A 16,490-nucleotide genomic window follows, 5' to 3' on the forward strand; every position below is an offset into this window, starting at 1 on the left:
GCGGGCCGTTGGGATGCGAGCCGTCGGGGTGCGGGCCGTTGGGGTGCGGGCCGTGGGGATGGGGGCCATTGGGCTGCGGTCCGTGGGGATCGGGGCTGGGGCTGGGGCCGGGGCTGGTGAGGGCGCTCACGGATCGAGCCGCCCGTCGCGGATCGTCACGGTGCGCTGCCCGCGTCGGGCCACCTCGGGATCGTGCGTGATCACGAGCACGGTCATGCCCGCGCCGTGCAGCACGTGGAGCAGCGCGAGTACGGAGGCGGCGCTGGCGGAGTCGAGATTGCCGGTCGGCTCGTCGCAGAGCAGCAGCGAGGGACGCCCGACCAGCGCGCGGGCGATGGCGACGCGCTGGCGTTCGCCGCCGGAGAGCCGCCCGGGCACGGCGTCGGCCCGGTGGCCGAGCCCGACCTCGTCGAGGGCCTCGCGGGCCCGTACGAGGCGCTGGGCGCGCGGCACTTCGGTGTAGAGCATCGCGAGGGTGACGTTCTCCAGGGCCGAGCGGTGGGGCAGCAGGTGGAAGGACTGGAAGACGAAGCCGATCCGGCGCCCGCGCAGGGCGGTGCGCTCGCGGTCGGGCAGCCCGGCGGTGTCGATGCCGTCGAGTAGGTAGCGGCCGGCGGTGGGCGAGTCGAGCAGCCCGGCGACGTTGAGGAAGGTGGACTTCCCGGACCCGGAAGGCCCCACGACGGTCACGAACTCCCCGCGCCGCACCACCAACTCACACCCCCGCAACGCCTCGACGGGCGGCGGCCCGGGATAAACGAGCCCGACTCCCCGAAACTCGATCACGGGCACACCTGCGCCCGGATCCGGCTCGCCCGTGCGGCCGGCGTCCGTACGCCTCGCCGACCCGCTCGCGCGCGGCGGCGACAACAAGGCCACACCCCCGCCCGAGCCGGGCCCAGCGTCCCCCGGCGGGGCTTGGGGCAGGCCGAGGTGTCCGGATTCGGGGCCGGGCCCGGCGTCCTTCGGCGGGGCTTGGGGCGGGCCGAGGTGTCCGGATTCGGGGTCGGGTCCGGCGTGCCCGGCCGGGGTTTCGGGTGGGCTGAGGTGTCCGGTCTCGGGGTCGGGCCCGGTGTCCTCCGGCGGGGCTTCGGGCGGGCCGAGGCCTCCGGACTCCGGCACGGTCGTGGCTCCGGCCGTCCTTTTGGTGAGGTGGTCGCGGAGCTCGGGGCGGCGGAAGCGGAGCCTCATTCGGGGGTTTCCTTCGGGGCGACGCCGGTGACCACCCTGGTTCCGGGGGCGAGGGAGCCGGGCTCCAGCGGGGTGACGGCCACGAAGCCGTCGCCGCTGGTGCCGGTGCGGACCTCGATGCGCCGCTGCGCGCCGCCTACGGCCACGGCCGTGACGACGGTACGGCCGTCCGCGCCCGCGGAGACCGCGGTGACCGGGACGACGAGCGCCTCGCCGTCGGTGGCGGCCGACTCGATGGTGAGCCGGACGTCCTGCCCGGCGAAGGAGGCGGGCAGCGGCTGGTCCGGGCGGACGACCATCCGGTACCCGAGATCGCCTCCGCTGCCGCTGCCGCTGCCGCTGCCTCCGCTGCCTCCGCTGCCTCCGCCGCCTCCGCCGGTTCCACCGCTGGAGCCCTGGCCCTGACCCTGGCCCGGGGGCTGCCCCGGGGCGGGCCCGGAGGGCTGGGCGCCGGACCGTTCGGTGGCCACGGCCGCGACCTTGCCCCGGGCGTCGCTGCCCGCGAGCTCCGAGGAGATCACCACCGTCATTCCGGCGCGCAGCAACTGCTTCCTGTCGTCCTTGAGGTAGGCCTCCACAACGAGTTCCCCGGCGGACAGCGTCAGCACCGGCCCGGACACGGGGCCGCCGATCCGCGCGGACACCGCGCTGACACGGGCGGGGAACCCCCAGAGGAACACGGTCTCGGCGGCGGGCAGCATCGGCCCGTCGGCGGCCTCGGCCACCGCGAGCGCGGCCCGCGCCTCGGCGAGCGACTGCCGTGCCCGGTCGAGAGTCCGCCGAGCCCCGGCGTCCGCGGAGCCACCGGCACCCCCGGAAGCGGCCCCCGGCTCCGCCTTGACCCCGGCGAATCGGACGCCGAGGAACACCTGCGCTCCCCGGGCGTACGCGCCCATCCGTGCTCGCCCGCCTGGGCCGTATGCGCCGGCCTGGGCTGGCCCGCTCGGGGCGTACGCGCCTATCTGGGCTCCCCGGCCGGGGGCGTATGCGCCCGCCCGGGGACGCCCGCCTGGGGCCTCCGAGCCCACCTGCGCTCGCCAGCTTGGGGCGTATGCACCCGAATGTGCTCCCTCACCTAGGGCGTACACACTCCTCTGCCATCCCCGGTCTGCGGGGCACACGCACATCTGCCCTAGCCCGCCTGGCGCGTACGCACTCACCGGGGCTCCCCGGCCGGACGCGTACGCACTCACCGGGGCTCCCCGGCCGGACGCGTACGCGCTCACCCGGGCTCCCCGGCCGGACGTGGACATACCCATTTGAGCCCCCCGGCCGGGCGCGGACATACCCACCTGCGTTCCCCGGCTCGGGGCGTACGCGGCCACTCGCGTTCCCCGGTCCGGGGCATACGCGCCCACGCCCACCCTGACCCCGGAGTTCACGAGGATCCCGGAGGCCCAGGAGACGCCGAGGACCCCGGAGATCTCGGAGACCCCCGAGATCTCGGAAACCCCGGAAACCCCGGAAACCCCGGAAACCCCGGCGGTCTTGCCCGCGTCCGGCTTGGCTCCCGAGCCCGTGGAGCCGCTGGTTCCCGAGCCCGCGGAGTCACCTGCACCGGCCGTGGCTCCGGAGCTCGCCGAGCCCCCGGCGCTCCCGGAACTCCCCGTGCCGCCGGAGCCGCCGGAGCCACCCGGGCCCGGGCTCCCGCCCGCACCCGCCCCCGCGGCGACGGCGGCCTCCGCGTCCTCCACGGCCCACTGGGCCGAGCGCACCGCCTCCCGAGCCGCCTTGAGCGACGTACCGCCGTCGGCCACGGCGGGGAGCGGGGCGTACCCGAGGGAGTGGTAGCGCGCCGCGAGCGCGGACTTCGTACCGGCCCCGAAGACGCCTTTGGCGTCCGCCCCCGTGCCGTGACCGAGTTCGCGCAGCGCCTGCTGGAGCTGCGCGACGTCGTCGCCGGTGGCGCCGGGCTTGAGGTCCCGGTACATCGGCAAGCCGCCGTGCAGGGCGAACACCGGCCGACCGGACACCTCGGCGAGCAACTGGCCCGCCCGGACCGGATCCCCGGCCTTCAGCGGCAGTTTGGTCACCACGGCCGCACCCGCCGTCCCCGCGCCGTCGCCCCCGCCGGTCCGGATCCCCTGCGGGGACACGGCGACGCTCTGGTCCGCGACCACGGTCCCGCGCATCACCACGGTCTCGGCGAGCACCCGCCGCTCGACCTCGGCGGTCAACGCGCCCTGCACGGGCGGCCGGGTGTCCGCCGCCACCTGGGCGGGGGACCGCACCAGCGTGGTGGTGAGCAACCCGCCGACCGCCATCAACGCGGCCCCGCCGACCACCCCCAGCACGACCCGCCGCCCGCGCGCGCCCCCACCGCCCCTCCGGCGCTCGCGCTCGCCCCACCCCAAACCGCCGCCCAGGCCCCCGGGCATGGCTCCGCCTCCGGGCTGGGCGGCCCCAGCCACGACCCCAGCCTCAGCCTCGGACACGACCCCGGCCTTGGCCCCTGGTATGGCCTCGCTCCCGGCCGCAGTCTCGGTCCCGGCCTCAGCGGCGGACACGGCTCCAGCCTCAGCCTCGGGCCCGGCCTCAGCCTCGGCTCCAGCCTCAGCCTCGGCTCCAGCCTCAGCCTCGGCCCCGGCCTCAGCCTCGGACACGACCCCGGCCTTGGCCCCTGGTATGGCCTCGCTCCCGGCCGCAGTCTCGGTCCCGGCCTCAGCCGCGGACACGGCTCCAGCCTCAGTGCCGGCCTCGGCCCCGACCTCCGCCTCGGGCATGGCCCCGGCTCCGGGCACGGCCCTGCCCCCGGCGACGGCCTCGGACAGGGTCCCGGCCTTGGCCTTGGCCCCGGGTATGGCCCCGGTCCCGCCCACAGCATCAGCCCCGGCCGCCGTCTCGGTCCCGACGGCAGTCTCGGTCCCGGGCACGGCGACGGCCTCGGACAGGGTCCCGGCCGCAGCCGTAGCCCCGCCCCCAGCCCCGGCCCCGGCCCCGGTCAACGGGGGGTCCGGCATTTCTGGAGGGACGGGGTGTGCTTCGTTTTTAGGTCGGTCCACTGGGTGGTTGTCGCCGCACGGTCGTCGATCTGGGCCTTCACCGGGTCCGGGTCGGGGTGCCAGGTGACGCCATCGGCTCGCAGGCACGCGGATTCCTTGCGTAGGGCGGCGAGCTGAGCGGGGCGGGTCGGCTCGGGCGACGGCGGTGGCGGCGGGAGCTTCGACGCGCACGCCGCGTGCGCTTCCTCGTTCCACGGCTCGGACTTGTCCACGGCCGGCATTCCGGAGTCCCTGAGGACGACGGCCTGGCCGTGCTGCTTCAGGCAGTCGAAGGAGGCGGCTCGCGCCGCCGTGGGCGGCGGACTGTCCTCGGCCCCGGGCTCTTTGCCGCCACTCCCGCAGCCGACCAAGGGAATGCCGAGCAGGAGCAGTGGGACGAAATGGCGTGCGCGCACGGCGGTGATTCCTTGGGCGGTAGAAATGGAACGGGCGCGTCCGTACGAGGGACGGCCCGAGGCGCGCCGCGTGACAGTAAAGGCCCGGCCCCCGAAGTCTGCAAGTCCTCTCCTGGCCAAACAACCTGAGGGATCGTCAGGCTCAAAACTGCTTGCTCGCCCTCGGCCGTGGACTGTTGAATCCCGGCCGGGTGTCATCCCCCGGCACGTCCTGTCCCAGTACCCGCATTTCACTCGGAGAGCGAGGAATACGCGATGAACAAGACACTTCGCAAGCTGGCGGTCGGTGGGGCCGCGGCCGTCTCGGCGGGCACCCTCCTCATGGGGGCGGCCGGGCCGGCGGCCGCTTGGGCGAGGGACGGAAACCTCGAAAACCACGAGTTCGGACTTTTCTACCGGACGGGAAACGTGGGTTGCGTCTTCGATCTGGCCGGCGAGGACCGGAACTTCGGTGACGACACTTTCCGCAGCGGTTGTGACGGCGCCGGGGCGTCCGTGAACGACAACACCGAGTCCTACTGGAACCGGGACGCCTACCGGTGGAAAGTCGGCACCGACAAGAACCTCGGCGGAAATGTCGGCACGCTCCCGGCCGGTTACTGGGGAGACGCCTCCTCCACCTTCAAGAACGAGATCAGCTCGGCCACCTTTATCCTCTGATCCCTGACGGTCGGTCCGTCTCCGTCTCCGTCTCCGTATCCATCTCCGCATCCGTCCCCGGTCCTCACCACCGCCCCCCGAACCACCGCGCCGCCGCCCCGAGAAGGAGCCCCCCGATGCGTTCCCCCCGCCGTCCCCGGCCCGCCACCGCTCCCGCGGCCGTCCTGCTGGCGGCCGCGCTGCTGGCGGGTTGCGGGCAGGGCGGCGGGGGCGGCGGCGGGGGCGCGGACGGGAAGGGCGAGCCCGAGCTCGGGCCGGTCGGGGCGAGCCCGGCCACGTCCGCGATCTCGCTGCCCATGGACGCGTACACGGACACCGACGCCGAGGCGGGCCGGATGGCCCAGGTGCAAGGCAGGCTGGTCTCCCAGTGCATGGCCCGGTACGGGTTCACGTACGAGGGGCCGAAATCCCGGCAGGCGGCCGCCGGCGCGGCGCCCGAGGACCGGCACCGCTACCTCTTCGGCCTGGCCGACCCGGCGTACGCGGCCGCGCACGGCTACGACCAGACGGCGGGCGGCGGCACCCCGGTCAAACCCCCCGCCCCGGAAGTGAGCGACAGCGCCTACGCGGTCCTGAACGGCGAGCAGCGCGGCGCCCGGAACAACCAGCCGCCCGCCGACGCCCGGACGGAGGAGGAGGCCGCGCAGCTGGACAGCGGCCTGACGGCGGGCGGGCAGAAGGTGCCGTCCGGCGGCTGCGCGCGCGAGGGGTACCGCAAGCTGTACGCCCCGACCAAGGACAGCGTCGACCTGCTCTTCACCTTCGGGCTGGCCTCGGAGGCGCACGACCGGTCCAAGCGGGACTCCCGGGTCGTCGAGGTGCTGGCGAAGTGGTCGGCGTGCATGGCGAAATCGGGCTACGGCGAGGTCAAGTCGCCGTACGACGTCACCGAGAAGCTGGGCCTGGACAGCGAGCCGGGCGGCGCCAAGGCGATAGCGGTGGCCAAGGCGGACGTCGCCTGCAAGCGCGAGGTGAACCTCGTGGGCATCTGGGCGGCGGTCGAGAAGGCTTACCAGGAGAGGCTGGTGGAGGAGCACGCGCAGACGCTGGCGCTGTACAAGAAGCAGCGGGAGGCCCGCTTCAAGCTGGCGGCCAACCTCGCCTGAGCCGCTCCGCCCGCTCCGGGACCACCTGCGGACGATCCCACCTGTGGGACCGTCCCGCCGCGGACGATCCCACCTGTGGACCGTCCCGCCACGGACCGTCCCGCCCCTGCCCCCGGCCCCACCCGGGCCCCACCCCCCGCTCAAGGCCTCGGCATGCACTTCACCATCGCGTCCATGTGGTCCTTCTTCAGCGCCGACCACTGCTCGGGGGTGCCCCCGGCCGCCTGGTCGACCTCGCCCGTGACCGGATCCGGGTCCGGATACCAGCCGATGCCCTCCGCCCGCATGCACTCGGACGCCGCCCGCGCGGCGGTGAGGTCGCGCGCAGCGGCCTGTACGGGGGAACGCGACGGGCGCAGCGGCAGGCAGGCCTCCTGCGCGGCGGCGAACCGCGGACCGTTCTCCTCCACTACCCGGGGGATTCCGCTGTCCCGGTAGGCGAGGGTCAGCCCGTGCTCCTCCATGCATCGGTAGAAGGGCATTTCGGCCGCCACGGCCGAGGGATTCACCGTGGGGCCGGGGGACGCTCCGGGCGCTGTCACCGGGGCGGCTTCGGGCATTGTCCCGGTGTCCGGCTGCCGAATTCCCCTGTCCGCGCATCCGGTCAGTGCGATGCACAGGAGGACTAACGGGGCGAAATCGCGTACGCGCACGTCGTTTCCCTTGCGGTCGGTGAAATGGAACGAGCGCGTCCGGGGGTGTGGCCGGGTATGGCCGGGTGCGGGCGGAAGGAGTGGAAGCTGGAGGGCGCGGCGGCGGGCCGGGCCGCCGCCGGGCGATCGTAGGCGTGTGCCGAAGGGGTCGACAAGGCCGGTATGAGCCAGGCCGGTTGTGTCCGAGTGCAGCCGAGAAGATGCTTGCCCGGGACCGGTCCGGCAGGTTGAATCCCGGGCTGGACGGAATTTCCTGAAGATCCGAAGACAGAGGCGTACCTGATGAACAAAGTCATTCGAAAACTCACCACCGGCTGCGTCGCCGCAGTTTCGGTGGGGGCCGTTCTGGTGGCGGCGGCCGGTCCGTCGGCCGCCACGGAGCGGAACGGCTATCTGGAGAACTCCGAGTTCGGCCTTTACTACAACTCGAACTCCGGGGGTTGTGTTTTCGACCTGTACGGGTCGGACTGGAACTTCACCAACGACTACTTCACGGGCCCGTACGACTGCGCCGGCATCGCCGGGCTGGTGGACGACGACACCGCGTCCTACCGCAACCGGGACACCTACACCTGGAGGGTGGCCACCGACATCAACCTCGGCGGCCTCGTCGGGTCGATCCCCTCGGGCTACGTGGGCAACGCCAGCATCAACTTCAAGAACAAGATCAGCTCGGCGACGTTCCGCTCCGACTAGAGCGGAGCCCGGACCCGCGGAAAGGCCCGGGCCGCCCAGAACACCTCCGGCGGGACCCGGGTAGCCGCAGAGACCCCAGAGGCCCCAAAGACCCCAGAGAGCCCAGGCGGCCCCGGAAGGGCTCAGGGGCCCCCAGCCCGCCCCAGCCCGCCCCAGTCCCTCCAGTCGGTCCCAGTCGGCCTCAGGAGCCCCACGACGCACCCGCGTAACGCCCAGTACGCCCCAGGACGGCCGGAAGGCCGGTACTCCACCCCCGAGCGGGGGAGTACCGGCCTTCCGCGCGTGAAGCGGCGGATGCTCAGAGGACGCGGACCGCGCCCGTCGGCTTGTCGTAGCTCATGGAGCGCTCGACGATGCCGGTGCCGGAGTTCTGCGCGCCGACGAACTTGCCGCCGCCGACGTAGACGGCCACGTGGTACGCGCTGCCCTTGGAGCCCCAGTACAGGATGTCGCCGGGCTGAAGGGCGTTCAGGGAGACCGAGGTACCGGCCGAGGACTGCGCCTGCGACATGCGCGGCAGGGAGATGCCGGCCTGGCGGTACGCGGCCTGGACCAGGCCCGAGCAGTCGAACGAGGACGGGCCGGTGCCACCCATGACGTAGGCCTTGCCGACCTGCGCGCGGGCGAAGTTAACGATCGCGGCGGCGGAGCCGGTCGCCGGGGCGGAGACGGTGCCGGAGCCCTGCGAGGAGGAGCCGCCCGAGGACGCCGAGGCAGACGCGGAGACGGACTTGGTCGACAGCGAAGCGCGGGCGGAGCTGCGGGCGGCGCGCTCGGACTCGGCCTTGCGGTCGGCCTCTTCCTTCGCCTTCTGCTCGGCGTCGGCCTTCTGCTGGGCGTCTTCCTTGGCCTTCTTGGCCTCGGCGGCGGCGCCGGTGCGGGCGCTCTCCTCCAGGGCGTTGAGCTCGCCGTCGACGGCGGCGGCCCGGGTGTTCTCGGCGGCCTTGGTGACGGACGAAGACACCTCGGCGGCCAGGTCCATGTTCAGGACCGGCATCTCGAGGGTGGTCTCGTGCACGGGCTCGGTGGAGGGCGTGGCACTCGCCGTGCCGGCCATCGCCAGGGTGCTGAGGACGCCACCGGCAACTCCGGCGCGGACCGCGAGCTTCGAGGCGCTGCGGCGGGGCTTCCGGTGGCTGGGTATGTGAGCGGTGAGGGACATGGGTACAACCGCTATCAGGGCGTTGCGGTTCCCTTCAAGAAACGTGGTCTGCGCCACAGTTGTGCGCGAAGGCCGCTAACCGGGCGCGTCGGAGGACTTATTGACGCCGTAAGGGGCCAAACGGACAGCCCGTCACAGGGCTGTGATCATGGGGTTTCCGTAATAAGTCCGAAATGATCCTCGGCCTACCATCCCTCCGGGCAGATGGCCAAGCCCTCTTTCGCGACCGCGAATGGAGAGTGGCGCAGGTCACAGGGACGTCACGACATGCGGACGCCGCGGCCCGTCCGTGACCTGTTCGTGAACTCACCGTCTGCCCGGGGCCGGCCCGGGGCGGGCTGGAGGCGGGCCCGGGGCCGTGCCGCCGCCGATCGGTGTCGCCCCGCCGCCGGTCCGGCGCCGCGCCGCCGGGCAGTCGCCGGCCGCTCCCACGGGACCTCCTGCCCAGACTTCCGTCCGCCTCACATCCGGACCCGCCGTCCGCCTCACATCCGGACCCGCCGTTCGTTTCCCCTCCGGACCCGCCGCCCCACTTCGTGAACGCGCGCACGCGTCCACCCCCGTACGCGAGGGCTCCCCCGACCGGGGGACGCCGGTCCCTTTATCATCGCGCGCACCGCCAGGCCAATTTGCGTGCAGTGGCCACGATTTGATAGAGCGACAGGCCTTCCACCTGCGGCTACAGGGGCGGATGTCACCTTTGGTGATCATGTGGATGCTTCGTGTATGAAGATCACCGCTCATCGGACTTCATGATCGTTCGTCGGGTGGTGGAGATCACAAAGTCGTTGTTGCAACCCGTGTCGCAGATCACAGACGGGCAGGCATAGGATGCGCACGAGTCCGGCTTGTGAACTGCCTCACATGCAAGCGCTCGATCACGGCGTGATCTTCGCGAGGCGGTGCACTCGGTGCCGGCGCAGCGGTCCAACGGTCAAGGACGACTGGAAGGAGCGAGGAGCGTGAATGCGTACGCGCCCATCCTCGTGCTCGGCGCCCTCGGCGCAGGGTTTGCGATCTTCTCCGTGGTCATGGCCACGCTGATCGGTCCAAAACGGTACAACCGGGCAAAACTTGAAGCGTACGAGTGCGGCATCGAGCCCACTCCCGTGCCGGCCGGCGGCGGGCGCTTCCCCATCAAGTACTACCTGACGGCGATGCTCTTCATCGTCTTCGACATCGAGGTTGTCTTCCTCTACCCCTGGGCGGTCACCTTCGACTCGCTGGGGATCTTCGGGCTCGTCGAGATGCTCCTCTTCGTGCTCACCGTCTTCGTCGCCTACGCCTACGTGTGGCGCCGCGGCGGCCTGGAATGGGACTGAGGGGCTGAATTTCCATGGGACTGGAAGAGAAGCTGCCGAGCGGCTTTCTGCTGACCACCGTCGAACAGGCCGCGGGCTGGGTGCGCAAGTCATCCGTCTTCCCCGCGACCTTCGGCCTGGCCTGCTGCGCCATCGAGATGATGACCACCGGAGCGGGCCGGTACGACTTGGCCCGCTTCGGCATGGAGGTCTTCCGCGGATCCCCGCGCCAGGCCGACCTGATGATCGTGGCGGGCCGGGTCAGCCAGAAGATGGCGCCGGTGCTGCGGCAGGTGTACGACCAGATGCCCGCTCCCAAGTGGGTCATCTCTATGGGTGTTTGTGCCTCTTCAGGCGGAATGTTCAATAACTACGCGATCGTCCAGGGCGTCGACCACATCGTGCCCGTGGACATCTATCTGCCCGGCTGCCCGCCCCGCCCCGAGATGCTGCTCGACGCGATCCTCAAGCTTCACCAGAAGATCCAGGGATCCAAGCTCGGCGTGAACCGGGAAGAGGCGGCCCGAGAGGCGGAGGAGGCGGCCCTCAAGGCCCTCCCCACCATTGAGATGAAGGGGCTCCTGCGGTGAGCGACGACCCGGCCGTGCAGAACGGCCCCCCGACCGGCAACGGCAACGGCAACAACGTGCCCGCCCCCCGCGGCTCCGCCGGACCCGAGGTGATCGGCGTCCGCAAGGGCATGTTCGGCGCCGCCGGCGCCGGCGACACCAGCGGCTACGGCGGCCTCGTGCGGACCGTGGCCCTGCCCGGCGAGAGCGCCCGCCCCTACGGCTCGTACTTCGACGAGGTCGTCGACGAGCTCGAAGGGGCGCTGGAGGAGCAGGACCTGGTCCCCGAGAACGCCATCGAGAAGGTCGTCGTCGACCGGGCCGAGCTCACCCTCCACATCGCCCGCGAACACCTGGCCCTCGTGGCGAAGACCCTGCGCGACGACCCGGCCCTGCGCTTCGAGCTCTGCACCGGCGTCAGCGGGGTGCACTTCCCGGCGGACAAGGGCCGCGAGCTGCACGCCGTCTACCACCTGCGCTCGCTCACCCACGGCCGGATCCTGCGGCTGGAGGTGTCCGTCCCGGACAGCGACCCGCACGTCCCCTCGCTCGTCTCGGTCTACCCGACCAACGACTGGCACGAGCGCGAGACGTACGACTTCTTCGGCCTGGTCTTCGACGGGCACCCGGCCCTCACCCGGATCATGATGCCGGACGACTGGCAGGGCTTCCCGCAGCGCAAGGACTACCCGCTCGGCGGCATCGCCGTCGAGTACAAGGGCGCCCAGATCCCGGCTCCCGACCAGCGGAGGTCGTACAGCTGATGTCCACTTCGAACCACGCCTCCGCCGACCCGGCCGCCGCGCGCGAGACGACCGAAGGCACCGTTTACACCGTCACCGGCGGCGACTGGGACGAGATCGTCCAGTCCGCGGCCCGCGCGGACGACGAGCGCATCGTCGTCAACATGGGTCCCCAGCACCCGTCCACCCACGGAGTGCTCCGGCTGATCCTGGAGATCGACGGTGAGACGGTCACCGAGGCCCGCTGCGGCATCGGCTACCTCCACACCGGCATCGAGAAGAACCTCGAATACCGGAACTGGACGCAGGGCACCACCTTCGTCACGCGCATGGACTACCTGACCCCGTTCTTCAACGAGGCCGCGTACTGCCTGGGCGTCGAGAAGCTGCTCGGCATCACCGATCAGATCCCGGACCGCGCCACCGTCCTCCGCGTCCTGCTGATGGAGCTCAACCGGCTCTCCTCCCACCTGGTGTGCATCGCCACCGGCGGCATGGAGCTGGGGGCGACCACGATCATGATCTACGGGTTCCGCGACCGCGAGCTGATCCTCGACGTCTTCGAGCTGATCACCGGACTGCGCATGAACCACGCGTTCATCCGCCCCGGCGGCCTCGCCCAGGACCTGCCCCCGGGCGCGGTCGACCAGCTCCGCGAGCTCGTGAAGACCCTGAAGAAGAACCTGCCGGAGTACGACAAGCTCGCCACCGGAAACCCCATCTTCAAGGCCCGCATGCAGGACGTCGGCTACCTCGACCTCACCGGCTGCATGGCGCTCGGCGCCACCGGCCCGATCCTGCGCTCCGCCGGCCTTCCGCACGACCTGCGCAAGTCCGACCCGTACTGCGGCTACGAGAACTACGAGTTCGACGTGCCGACCACCGAGTCCTGCGACTCCTACGGGCGGTTCCTGATCCGCCTGGAGGAGATGCGCCAGTCCCTGCGGATCGTCGAGCAGTGCCTGGACCGCCTCGAACCGGGCCCGGTGATGGTCGCCGACAAGAAGATCGCCTGGCCCGCGCAGCTCGCGATGGGCCCGGACGGCCTCGGCAACTCGCTCGACCACATCAAGAACATCATGGGCACCTCCATGGAGGCCCTCATCCACCACTTCAAGCTGGTGACCGAGGGCTTCCGGGTGCCGGCCGGGCAGGCGTACGCGGCGGTCGAGTCCCCCAAGGGCGAACTCGGCGTCCACGTGGTCTCCGACGGCGGCACCCGCCCCTACCGGGTCCACTTCCGCGACCCGTCCTTCACCAACCTGCAGGCCATGGCCGCGATGTGCGAGGGCGGCCAGGTCGCCGACGTCATCGTCGCCGTCGCCTCCATCGACCCCGTGATGGGAGGCGTCGACCGATGAGCGCCAGCCAGTCGACCAGCCTGGGCATGCCCCAGCTGCCGGCCCCCGACTACCCGGCCGAGGTACGCGCGAGGCTCGCGGCCGACGCCGCCGAGGTCATCGCCCGCTACCCCGACAGCCGCTCCGCGCTGCTGCCGCTGCTCCACCTCATCCAGTCGGAGGAGGGCTTCGTCTCGCGGACCGGCATCCGGTTCTGCGCCGAGGTGCTGGGCCTGACGACCGCCGAGGTCACCGCGGTGGCCACCTTCTACACGATGTACCGGCGCAAGGCCTCGGGCGACTACCAGGTCGGCGTCTGCACGAACACCCTGTGCGCGGTCATGGGCGGCGACGCCATCTTCGAGGAGCTCAAGGAGCACCTCGGGGTCGGCAACAACGAGACCACCCCGGACGGCAAGGTCACGCTCGAACACATCGAGTGCAACGCGGCCTGCGACTACGCCCCCGTGGTGATGGTCAACTGGGAGTTCTTCGACAACCAGACCCCCGAGTCCGCCAAGGCCATGGTGGACGACCTGCTGGCCGGCCGCCCGGTCGAGCCGACCCGGGGCGCGCCGCTGTGCACGTACAAGGAGACCGCGCGGATCCTGGCGGGCTTCCCGGACGAGCGCGCGGGCGCCGTGGAGGCGAGCGGCGGCGCCGGCCACGCCTCGCTGATCGGCCTGCGCATCGCGCGCGGAGAGTCACCGCAGCTCGGCAAGGTCGTGCACCAGCGTGCCGAGACCGCCACCGAGGAGGGGGAGTGATGACGGTGACCGCTGAGACGCACGAGAACGGCACCAGCCCGGAGAAGCTGCTGGCACCCGTGCTGTCGGCGTTCTGGGACGAGCCGCAGTCGTGGACGCTGGAGACCTACCGGCGCCACGAGGGCTACGAGGGCCTGCGCAAGGCACTCGCGATGACCCCGGACGACCTCATCGCCTACGTGAAGGACTCCGGTCTGCGCGGGCGCGGCGGCGCGGGCTTCCCCACCGGAATGAAGTGGCAGTTCATCCCGCAGGGCGACGGAAAGCCGCACTACCTCGTCGTGAACGCGGACGAGTCGGAGCCGGGAACCTGCAAGGACATCCCCCTCCTCTTCGCCAATCCGCATTCCCTCATCGAGGGAATGATCATCGCCTGTTACGCCATCCGCTCGGAGCACGCCTTCATCTACCTGCGCGGCGAGGTCGTGCCGGTACTGCGGCGGCTGCACGAGGCGGTGCGCGAGGCGTACGAGGCCGGCTACCTCGGGGAGAACATCCTCGGGAGCGGGCTGAAGCTCGACATCACCGTGCACGCGGGAGCGGGCGCGTACATCTGCGGCGAGGAGACGGCCCTCCTCGACTCCCTCGAAGGCCGGCGCGGCCAGCCCCGGCTGCGTCCCCCCTTCCCCGCCGTGGAGGGGCTCTACGCGTGCCCCACTGTCGTCAACAACGTGGAGTCCATCGCCTCGGTTCCCGCGATCCTGAACAAGGGCAAGGACTGGTTCAAGTCGATGGGGACCGAGAAGTCCCCCGGCTTCACGCTGTATTCGCTGTCGGGCCACGTCGTGGGCCCCGGCCAGTACGAGGCCCCGCTCGGCATCACGCTGCGCCAGCTGCTCGACATGAGCGGCGGCATCCGCCCCGGCCACCGGCTGAAGTTCTGGACCCCCGGCGGCTCCTCCACCCCCATGTTCACGGACGAGCACCTGGACGTCCCCCTGGACTACGAGGGCGTCGGCGCGGCCGGATCCATGCTCGGCACCAAAGCCCTGCAGTGCTTCGACGAGACGACCTGCGTGGTGCGGGCGGTGACCCGCTGGACCGAGTTCTACGCCCACGAGTCCTGCGGCAAGTGCACGCCCTGCCGCGAAGGGACGTACTGGCTGGTCCAGCTGCTGCGCGACATCGAGGCCGGCAAGGGCGTCATGTCCGACCTCGACAAGCTGAACGACATCGCCGACAACATCAACGGCAAGTCGTTCTGCGCGCTTGGTGACGGAGCCGCCAGCCCGATCTTCTCCTCGCTCAAGTACTTCCGCGAGGAGTACGAGCAGCACATCACGGGCAAGGGCTGCCCCTTCGACCCCAAGAAGTCGACCCTCTGGGCTGACGGTCCGATGAAGAACTCCGAGGTGAACGCATGACCGTCACCACGAACGCCCCCGCCGGTGGCGGCGAGGCCGCGGTGCCGCCGGCCGACACGGTGTCCCTGACCATCGACGGCGTCGAGCTGTCCGTGCCCAAGGGCACCCTGGTCATCCGGGCCGCCGAGCAGCTCGGCATCGAGATCCCCCGGTTCTGCGACCACCCCCTCCTCTCCCCGGTCGGCGCCTGCCGGCAGTGCATCGTCGAGGTCGAGGGCCAGCGCAAGCCGATGGCCTCCTGCACCATCACCTGCACCGACGGCATGGTCGTCAAGACGCAGCTGACCTCCCCGGTCGCCGACAAGGCCCAGCGAGGGGTGATGGAGCTGCTGCTCATCAACCATCCGCTGGACTGCCCGGTCTGCGACAAGGGCGGCGAGTGCCCGCTGCAGAACCAGGCGATGTCGCACGGCAACGCCGAATCCCGTTTCGACGGGCACAAGCGGACGTACGAGAAGCCCGTCCCCATCTCGACCCAGGTGCTGCTCGACCGCGAACGCTGCGTGCTGTGCGCGCGCTGCACCCGCTTCTCCAACGAGATCGCCGGAGACCCGATGATCGAGCTGCTGGAACGCGGCGCGCTCCAGCAGGTCGGCACCGGCGAGGGCGACCCCTTCGAGTCGTACTTCTCGGGCAACACCATCCAGATCTGCCCGGTCGGCGCCCTCACCTCGGCGGCCTACCGGTTCCGCTCCCGACCCTTCGACCTCGTCTCCTCCCCGAGCGTGTGCGAGCACTGCGCGGGCGGCTGCGCGACCCGGACCGACCACCGCCGCGGCAAGGTGCTGCGCCGCATGGCCGCGGAGGACCCCGAGGTCAACGAGGAGTGGATCTGCGACAAGGGCCGCTTCGGCTTCCGCTACGCGCAGCGCCCCGACCGGCTCACCACCCCGCTGGTGCGCGGCAGCGACGGGGTCCTCGCCCCGGCGAGCTGGCCCGAGGCGCTGGAAGCCGCCGCGAACGGACTGGCCGCCGCCCGCGGCCGGGCCGGGGTGCTGACCGGCGGCCGCCTCACCGTCGAGGACGCGTACGCGTACGCCAAGTTCGCGCGGGTCGTGCTCGACACCAACGACATCGACTTCCGGGCCCGGGTGCACAGCGCGGAGGAGGCCGAGTTCCTGGCCGCCTCCGTCGCGGGCATCGGCAAGGACCTCGGCGGCGGTGACAGGGCGGTCACCAACACCTCGCTGGAGGCGGCCCCGGCCGTGCTCCTCGTCGGCATCGAGGCCGAGGAGGAGGCCCCCGGCGTCTTCCTGCGGCTGCGCAAGGCCCACCGCAAGCACAAGCAGCGGACCTTCGCCCTCGCCCCGTTCGCCACGCGCGGCCTGGAGAAGGCGGGCGGCACCCTGCTGGCCGCCGCCCCCGGCACCGAGCCCGAGTGGCTGAACGCGCTGGCGTCCCGCACCGGCCTGGAGGACGGCGGCCAGGCGGCCGCCGAGGCGCTGCGGCTGCCCGGCGCGGTCATCGTCGTCGGAGAGCGCCTCGCGGGCGTCCCCGGCGCGCTGACCGCCGCCGTACGGGCCGCCGCCGCGACCGGCGCC

Annotated in this window: 15 protein-coding genes; 10 read left to right on the top strand and 5 right to left on the bottom strand. The window is 71.8% G+C overall.

Translation table 11 applies throughout. The features are described 5' to 3' along the window. Positions 1 to 126: 126 nt before the first annotated feature. The 3 genes from J7E97_RS16985 to J7E97_RS16995 all read right to left on the bottom strand — a co-directional run bounded on the left by J7E97_RS16985 (position 127) and on the right by J7E97_RS16995 (position 4,588). On the bottom strand, positions 127 to 792 hold the full coding sequence (locus J7E97_RS16985; protein ID WP_308346548.1) for an ABC transporter ATP-binding protein: 666 nt from the start codon (positions 790 to 792) through the stop codon (positions 127 to 129). Between the two features lie 395 nt (positions 793 to 1,187). Continuing rightward, positions 1,188 to 3,569, bottom strand: coding sequence for a peptidoglycan-binding domain-containing protein (locus tag J7E97_RS16990; RefSeq protein ID WP_215027933.1), 2,382 nt, complete (start codon positions 3,567 to 3,569; stop codon positions 1,188 to 1,190). A 563-nt stretch (positions 3,570 to 4,132) separates the two neighbouring features. Then, entirely contained in the window at positions 4,133 to 4,588 is a 456-nt protein-coding gene (locus tag J7E97_RS16995) for a hypothetical protein (protein WP_215027934.1), read from the bottom strand. A 255-nt stretch (positions 4,589 to 4,843) separates the two neighbouring features. Between J7E97_RS16995 and J7E97_RS17000 the strand changes: the two genes are divergently transcribed. Then, a complete protein-coding gene (locus tag J7E97_RS17000) occupies positions 4,844 to 5,248 on the top strand; it encodes a peptidase inhibitor family I36 protein (RefSeq protein ID WP_215027936.1) in 405 nt (134 codons plus the stop codon). A 116-nt stretch (positions 5,249 to 5,364) separates the two neighbouring features. After that, positions 5,365 to 6,354, top strand: coding sequence for a hypothetical protein (locus tag J7E97_RS17005; protein ID WP_215027938.1), 990 nt, complete (start codon positions 5,365 to 5,367; stop codon positions 6,352 to 6,354). Between the two features lie 140 nt (positions 6,355 to 6,494). Here the strand turns inward: J7E97_RS17005 and J7E97_RS17010 are convergent, their stop codons facing one another. After that, positions 6,495 to 6,836, bottom strand: a complete 342-nt coding sequence (locus tag J7E97_RS17010; protein WP_215027940.1) for a hypothetical protein — start codon at positions 6,834 to 6,836, stop codon at positions 6,495 to 6,497. A gap of 453 nt (positions 6,837 to 7,289) precedes the next feature. Between J7E97_RS17010 and J7E97_RS17015 the strand changes: the two genes are divergently transcribed. Further along, positions 7,290 to 7,703 carry a hypothetical protein gene (locus J7E97_RS17015; RefSeq protein WP_215027942.1) on the top strand — a complete coding sequence of 138 codons (414 nt, stop codon included), beginning with the start codon at positions 7,290 to 7,292 and terminating at the stop codon, positions 7,701 to 7,703. 298 nt (positions 7,704 to 8,001) lie between these two features. Here the strand turns inward: J7E97_RS17015 and J7E97_RS17020 are convergent, their stop codons facing one another. Further along, a complete protein-coding gene (locus tag J7E97_RS17020) occupies positions 8,002 to 8,865 on the bottom strand; it encodes a C40 family peptidase (protein WP_215027944.1) in 864 nt (287 codons plus the stop codon). A 962-nt stretch (positions 8,866 to 9,827) separates the two neighbouring features. Between J7E97_RS17020 and J7E97_RS17025 the strand changes: the two genes are divergently transcribed. The 7 genes from J7E97_RS17025 to J7E97_RS17055 all read left to right on the top strand — a co-directional run. Further along, positions 9,828 to 10,187, top strand: a complete 360-nt coding sequence (locus J7E97_RS17025) for an NADH-quinone oxidoreductase subunit A (protein WP_008738438.1) — start codon at positions 9,828 to 9,830, stop codon at positions 10,185 to 10,187. Positions 10,188 to 10,201: 14 nt separating this feature from the next. Next, entirely contained in the window at positions 10,202 to 10,756 is a 555-nt protein-coding gene (locus tag J7E97_RS17030) for an NADH-quinone oxidoreductase subunit B family protein (protein WP_123079911.1), read from the top strand. Next, positions 10,753 to 11,499 (top strand): NADH-quinone oxidoreductase subunit C, encoded by a 747-nt coding sequence (locus J7E97_RS17035; protein ID WP_215027946.1) that lies wholly within the window; start codon positions 10,753 to 10,755, stop codon positions 11,497 to 11,499. Before J7E97_RS17030 ends, J7E97_RS17035 begins: the two co-directional genes overlap by 4 nt. Next, positions 11,499 to 12,839, top strand: coding sequence for an NADH-quinone oxidoreductase subunit D (locus tag J7E97_RS17040; RefSeq protein ID WP_215027948.1), 1,341 nt, complete (start codon positions 11,499 to 11,501; stop codon positions 12,837 to 12,839). The genes J7E97_RS17035 and J7E97_RS17040 overlap by 1 nt, the downstream gene beginning before the upstream one ends. Continuing rightward, complete coding sequence (nuoE, locus tag J7E97_RS17045) at positions 12,836 to 13,585, top strand: NADH-quinone oxidoreductase subunit NuoE (RefSeq protein WP_215027950.1); 750 nt, start codon at positions 12,836 to 12,838, stop codon at positions 13,583 to 13,585. Before J7E97_RS17040 ends, nuoE begins: the two co-directional genes overlap by 4 nt. Beyond that, positions 13,585 to 14,949 carry an NADH-quinone oxidoreductase subunit NuoF gene (gene nuoF / locus J7E97_RS17050; RefSeq protein ID WP_215027952.1) on the top strand — a complete coding sequence of 455 codons (1,365 nt, stop codon included), beginning with the start codon at positions 13,585 to 13,587 and terminating at the stop codon, positions 14,947 to 14,949. Before nuoE ends, nuoF begins: the two co-directional genes overlap by 1 nt. Next, on the top strand, positions 14,946 to 16,490 hold a 1,545-nt coding region (locus J7E97_RS17055), incomplete at its 3' end, for an NADH-quinone oxidoreductase subunit G (protein WP_215027954.1). The genes nuoF and J7E97_RS17055, both read left to right, overlap by 4 nt.

This window comes from Streptomyces sp. ISL-66 (assembly GCF_018614135.1).
In the GTDB taxonomy this organism is placed as follows: Bacteria; Actinomycetota; Actinomycetes; order Streptomycetales; family Streptomycetaceae; genus Streptomyces.

What these genes read in the sequence shown, in the direction of transcription:
- nuoF (WP_215027952.1), top strand. Translation starts at nt 13,585, where the DNA reads ATGACGGTGACCGCTGAGACGCACGAGAACGGCACCAGCCCGGAGAAG.
- J7E97_RS17010 (WP_215027940.1), bottom strand. Translation starts at nt 6,836, where the DNA reads ATGCCCTTCTACCGATGCATGGAGGAGCACGGGCTGACCCTCGCCTAC.
- J7E97_RS17030 (WP_123079911.1), top strand. Translation starts at nt 10,202, where the DNA reads ATGGGACTGGAAGAGAAGCTGCCGAGCGGCTTTCTGCTGACCACCGTC.
- J7E97_RS17000 (WP_215027936.1), top strand. Translation starts at nt 4,844, where the DNA reads ATGAACAAGACACTTCGCAAGCTGGCGGTCGGTGGGGCCGCGGCCGTC.
- J7E97_RS17015 (WP_215027942.1), top strand. Translation starts at nt 7,290, where the DNA reads ATGAACAAAGTCATTCGAAAACTCACCACCGGCTGCGTCGCCGCAGTT.
- J7E97_RS17040 (WP_215027948.1), top strand. Translation starts at nt 11,499, where the DNA reads ATGTCCACTTCGAACCACGCCTCCGCCGACCCGGCCGCCGCGCGCGAG.
- J7E97_RS16990 (WP_215027933.1), bottom strand. Translation starts at nt 3,569, where the DNA reads ATGCCCGGGGGCCTGGGCGGCGGTTTGGGGTGGGGCGAGCGCGAGCGC.
- J7E97_RS17020 (WP_215027944.1), bottom strand. Translation starts at nt 8,865, where the DNA reads ATGTCCCTCACCGCTCACATACCCAGCCACCGGAAGCCCCGCCGCAGC.
- J7E97_RS17005 (WP_215027938.1), top strand. Translation starts at nt 5,365, where the DNA reads ATGCGTTCCCCCCGCCGTCCCCGGCCCGCCACCGCTCCCGCGGCCGTC.
- nuoE (WP_215027950.1), top strand. Translation starts at nt 12,836, where the DNA reads ATGAGCGCCAGCCAGTCGACCAGCCTGGGCATGCCCCAGCTGCCGGCC.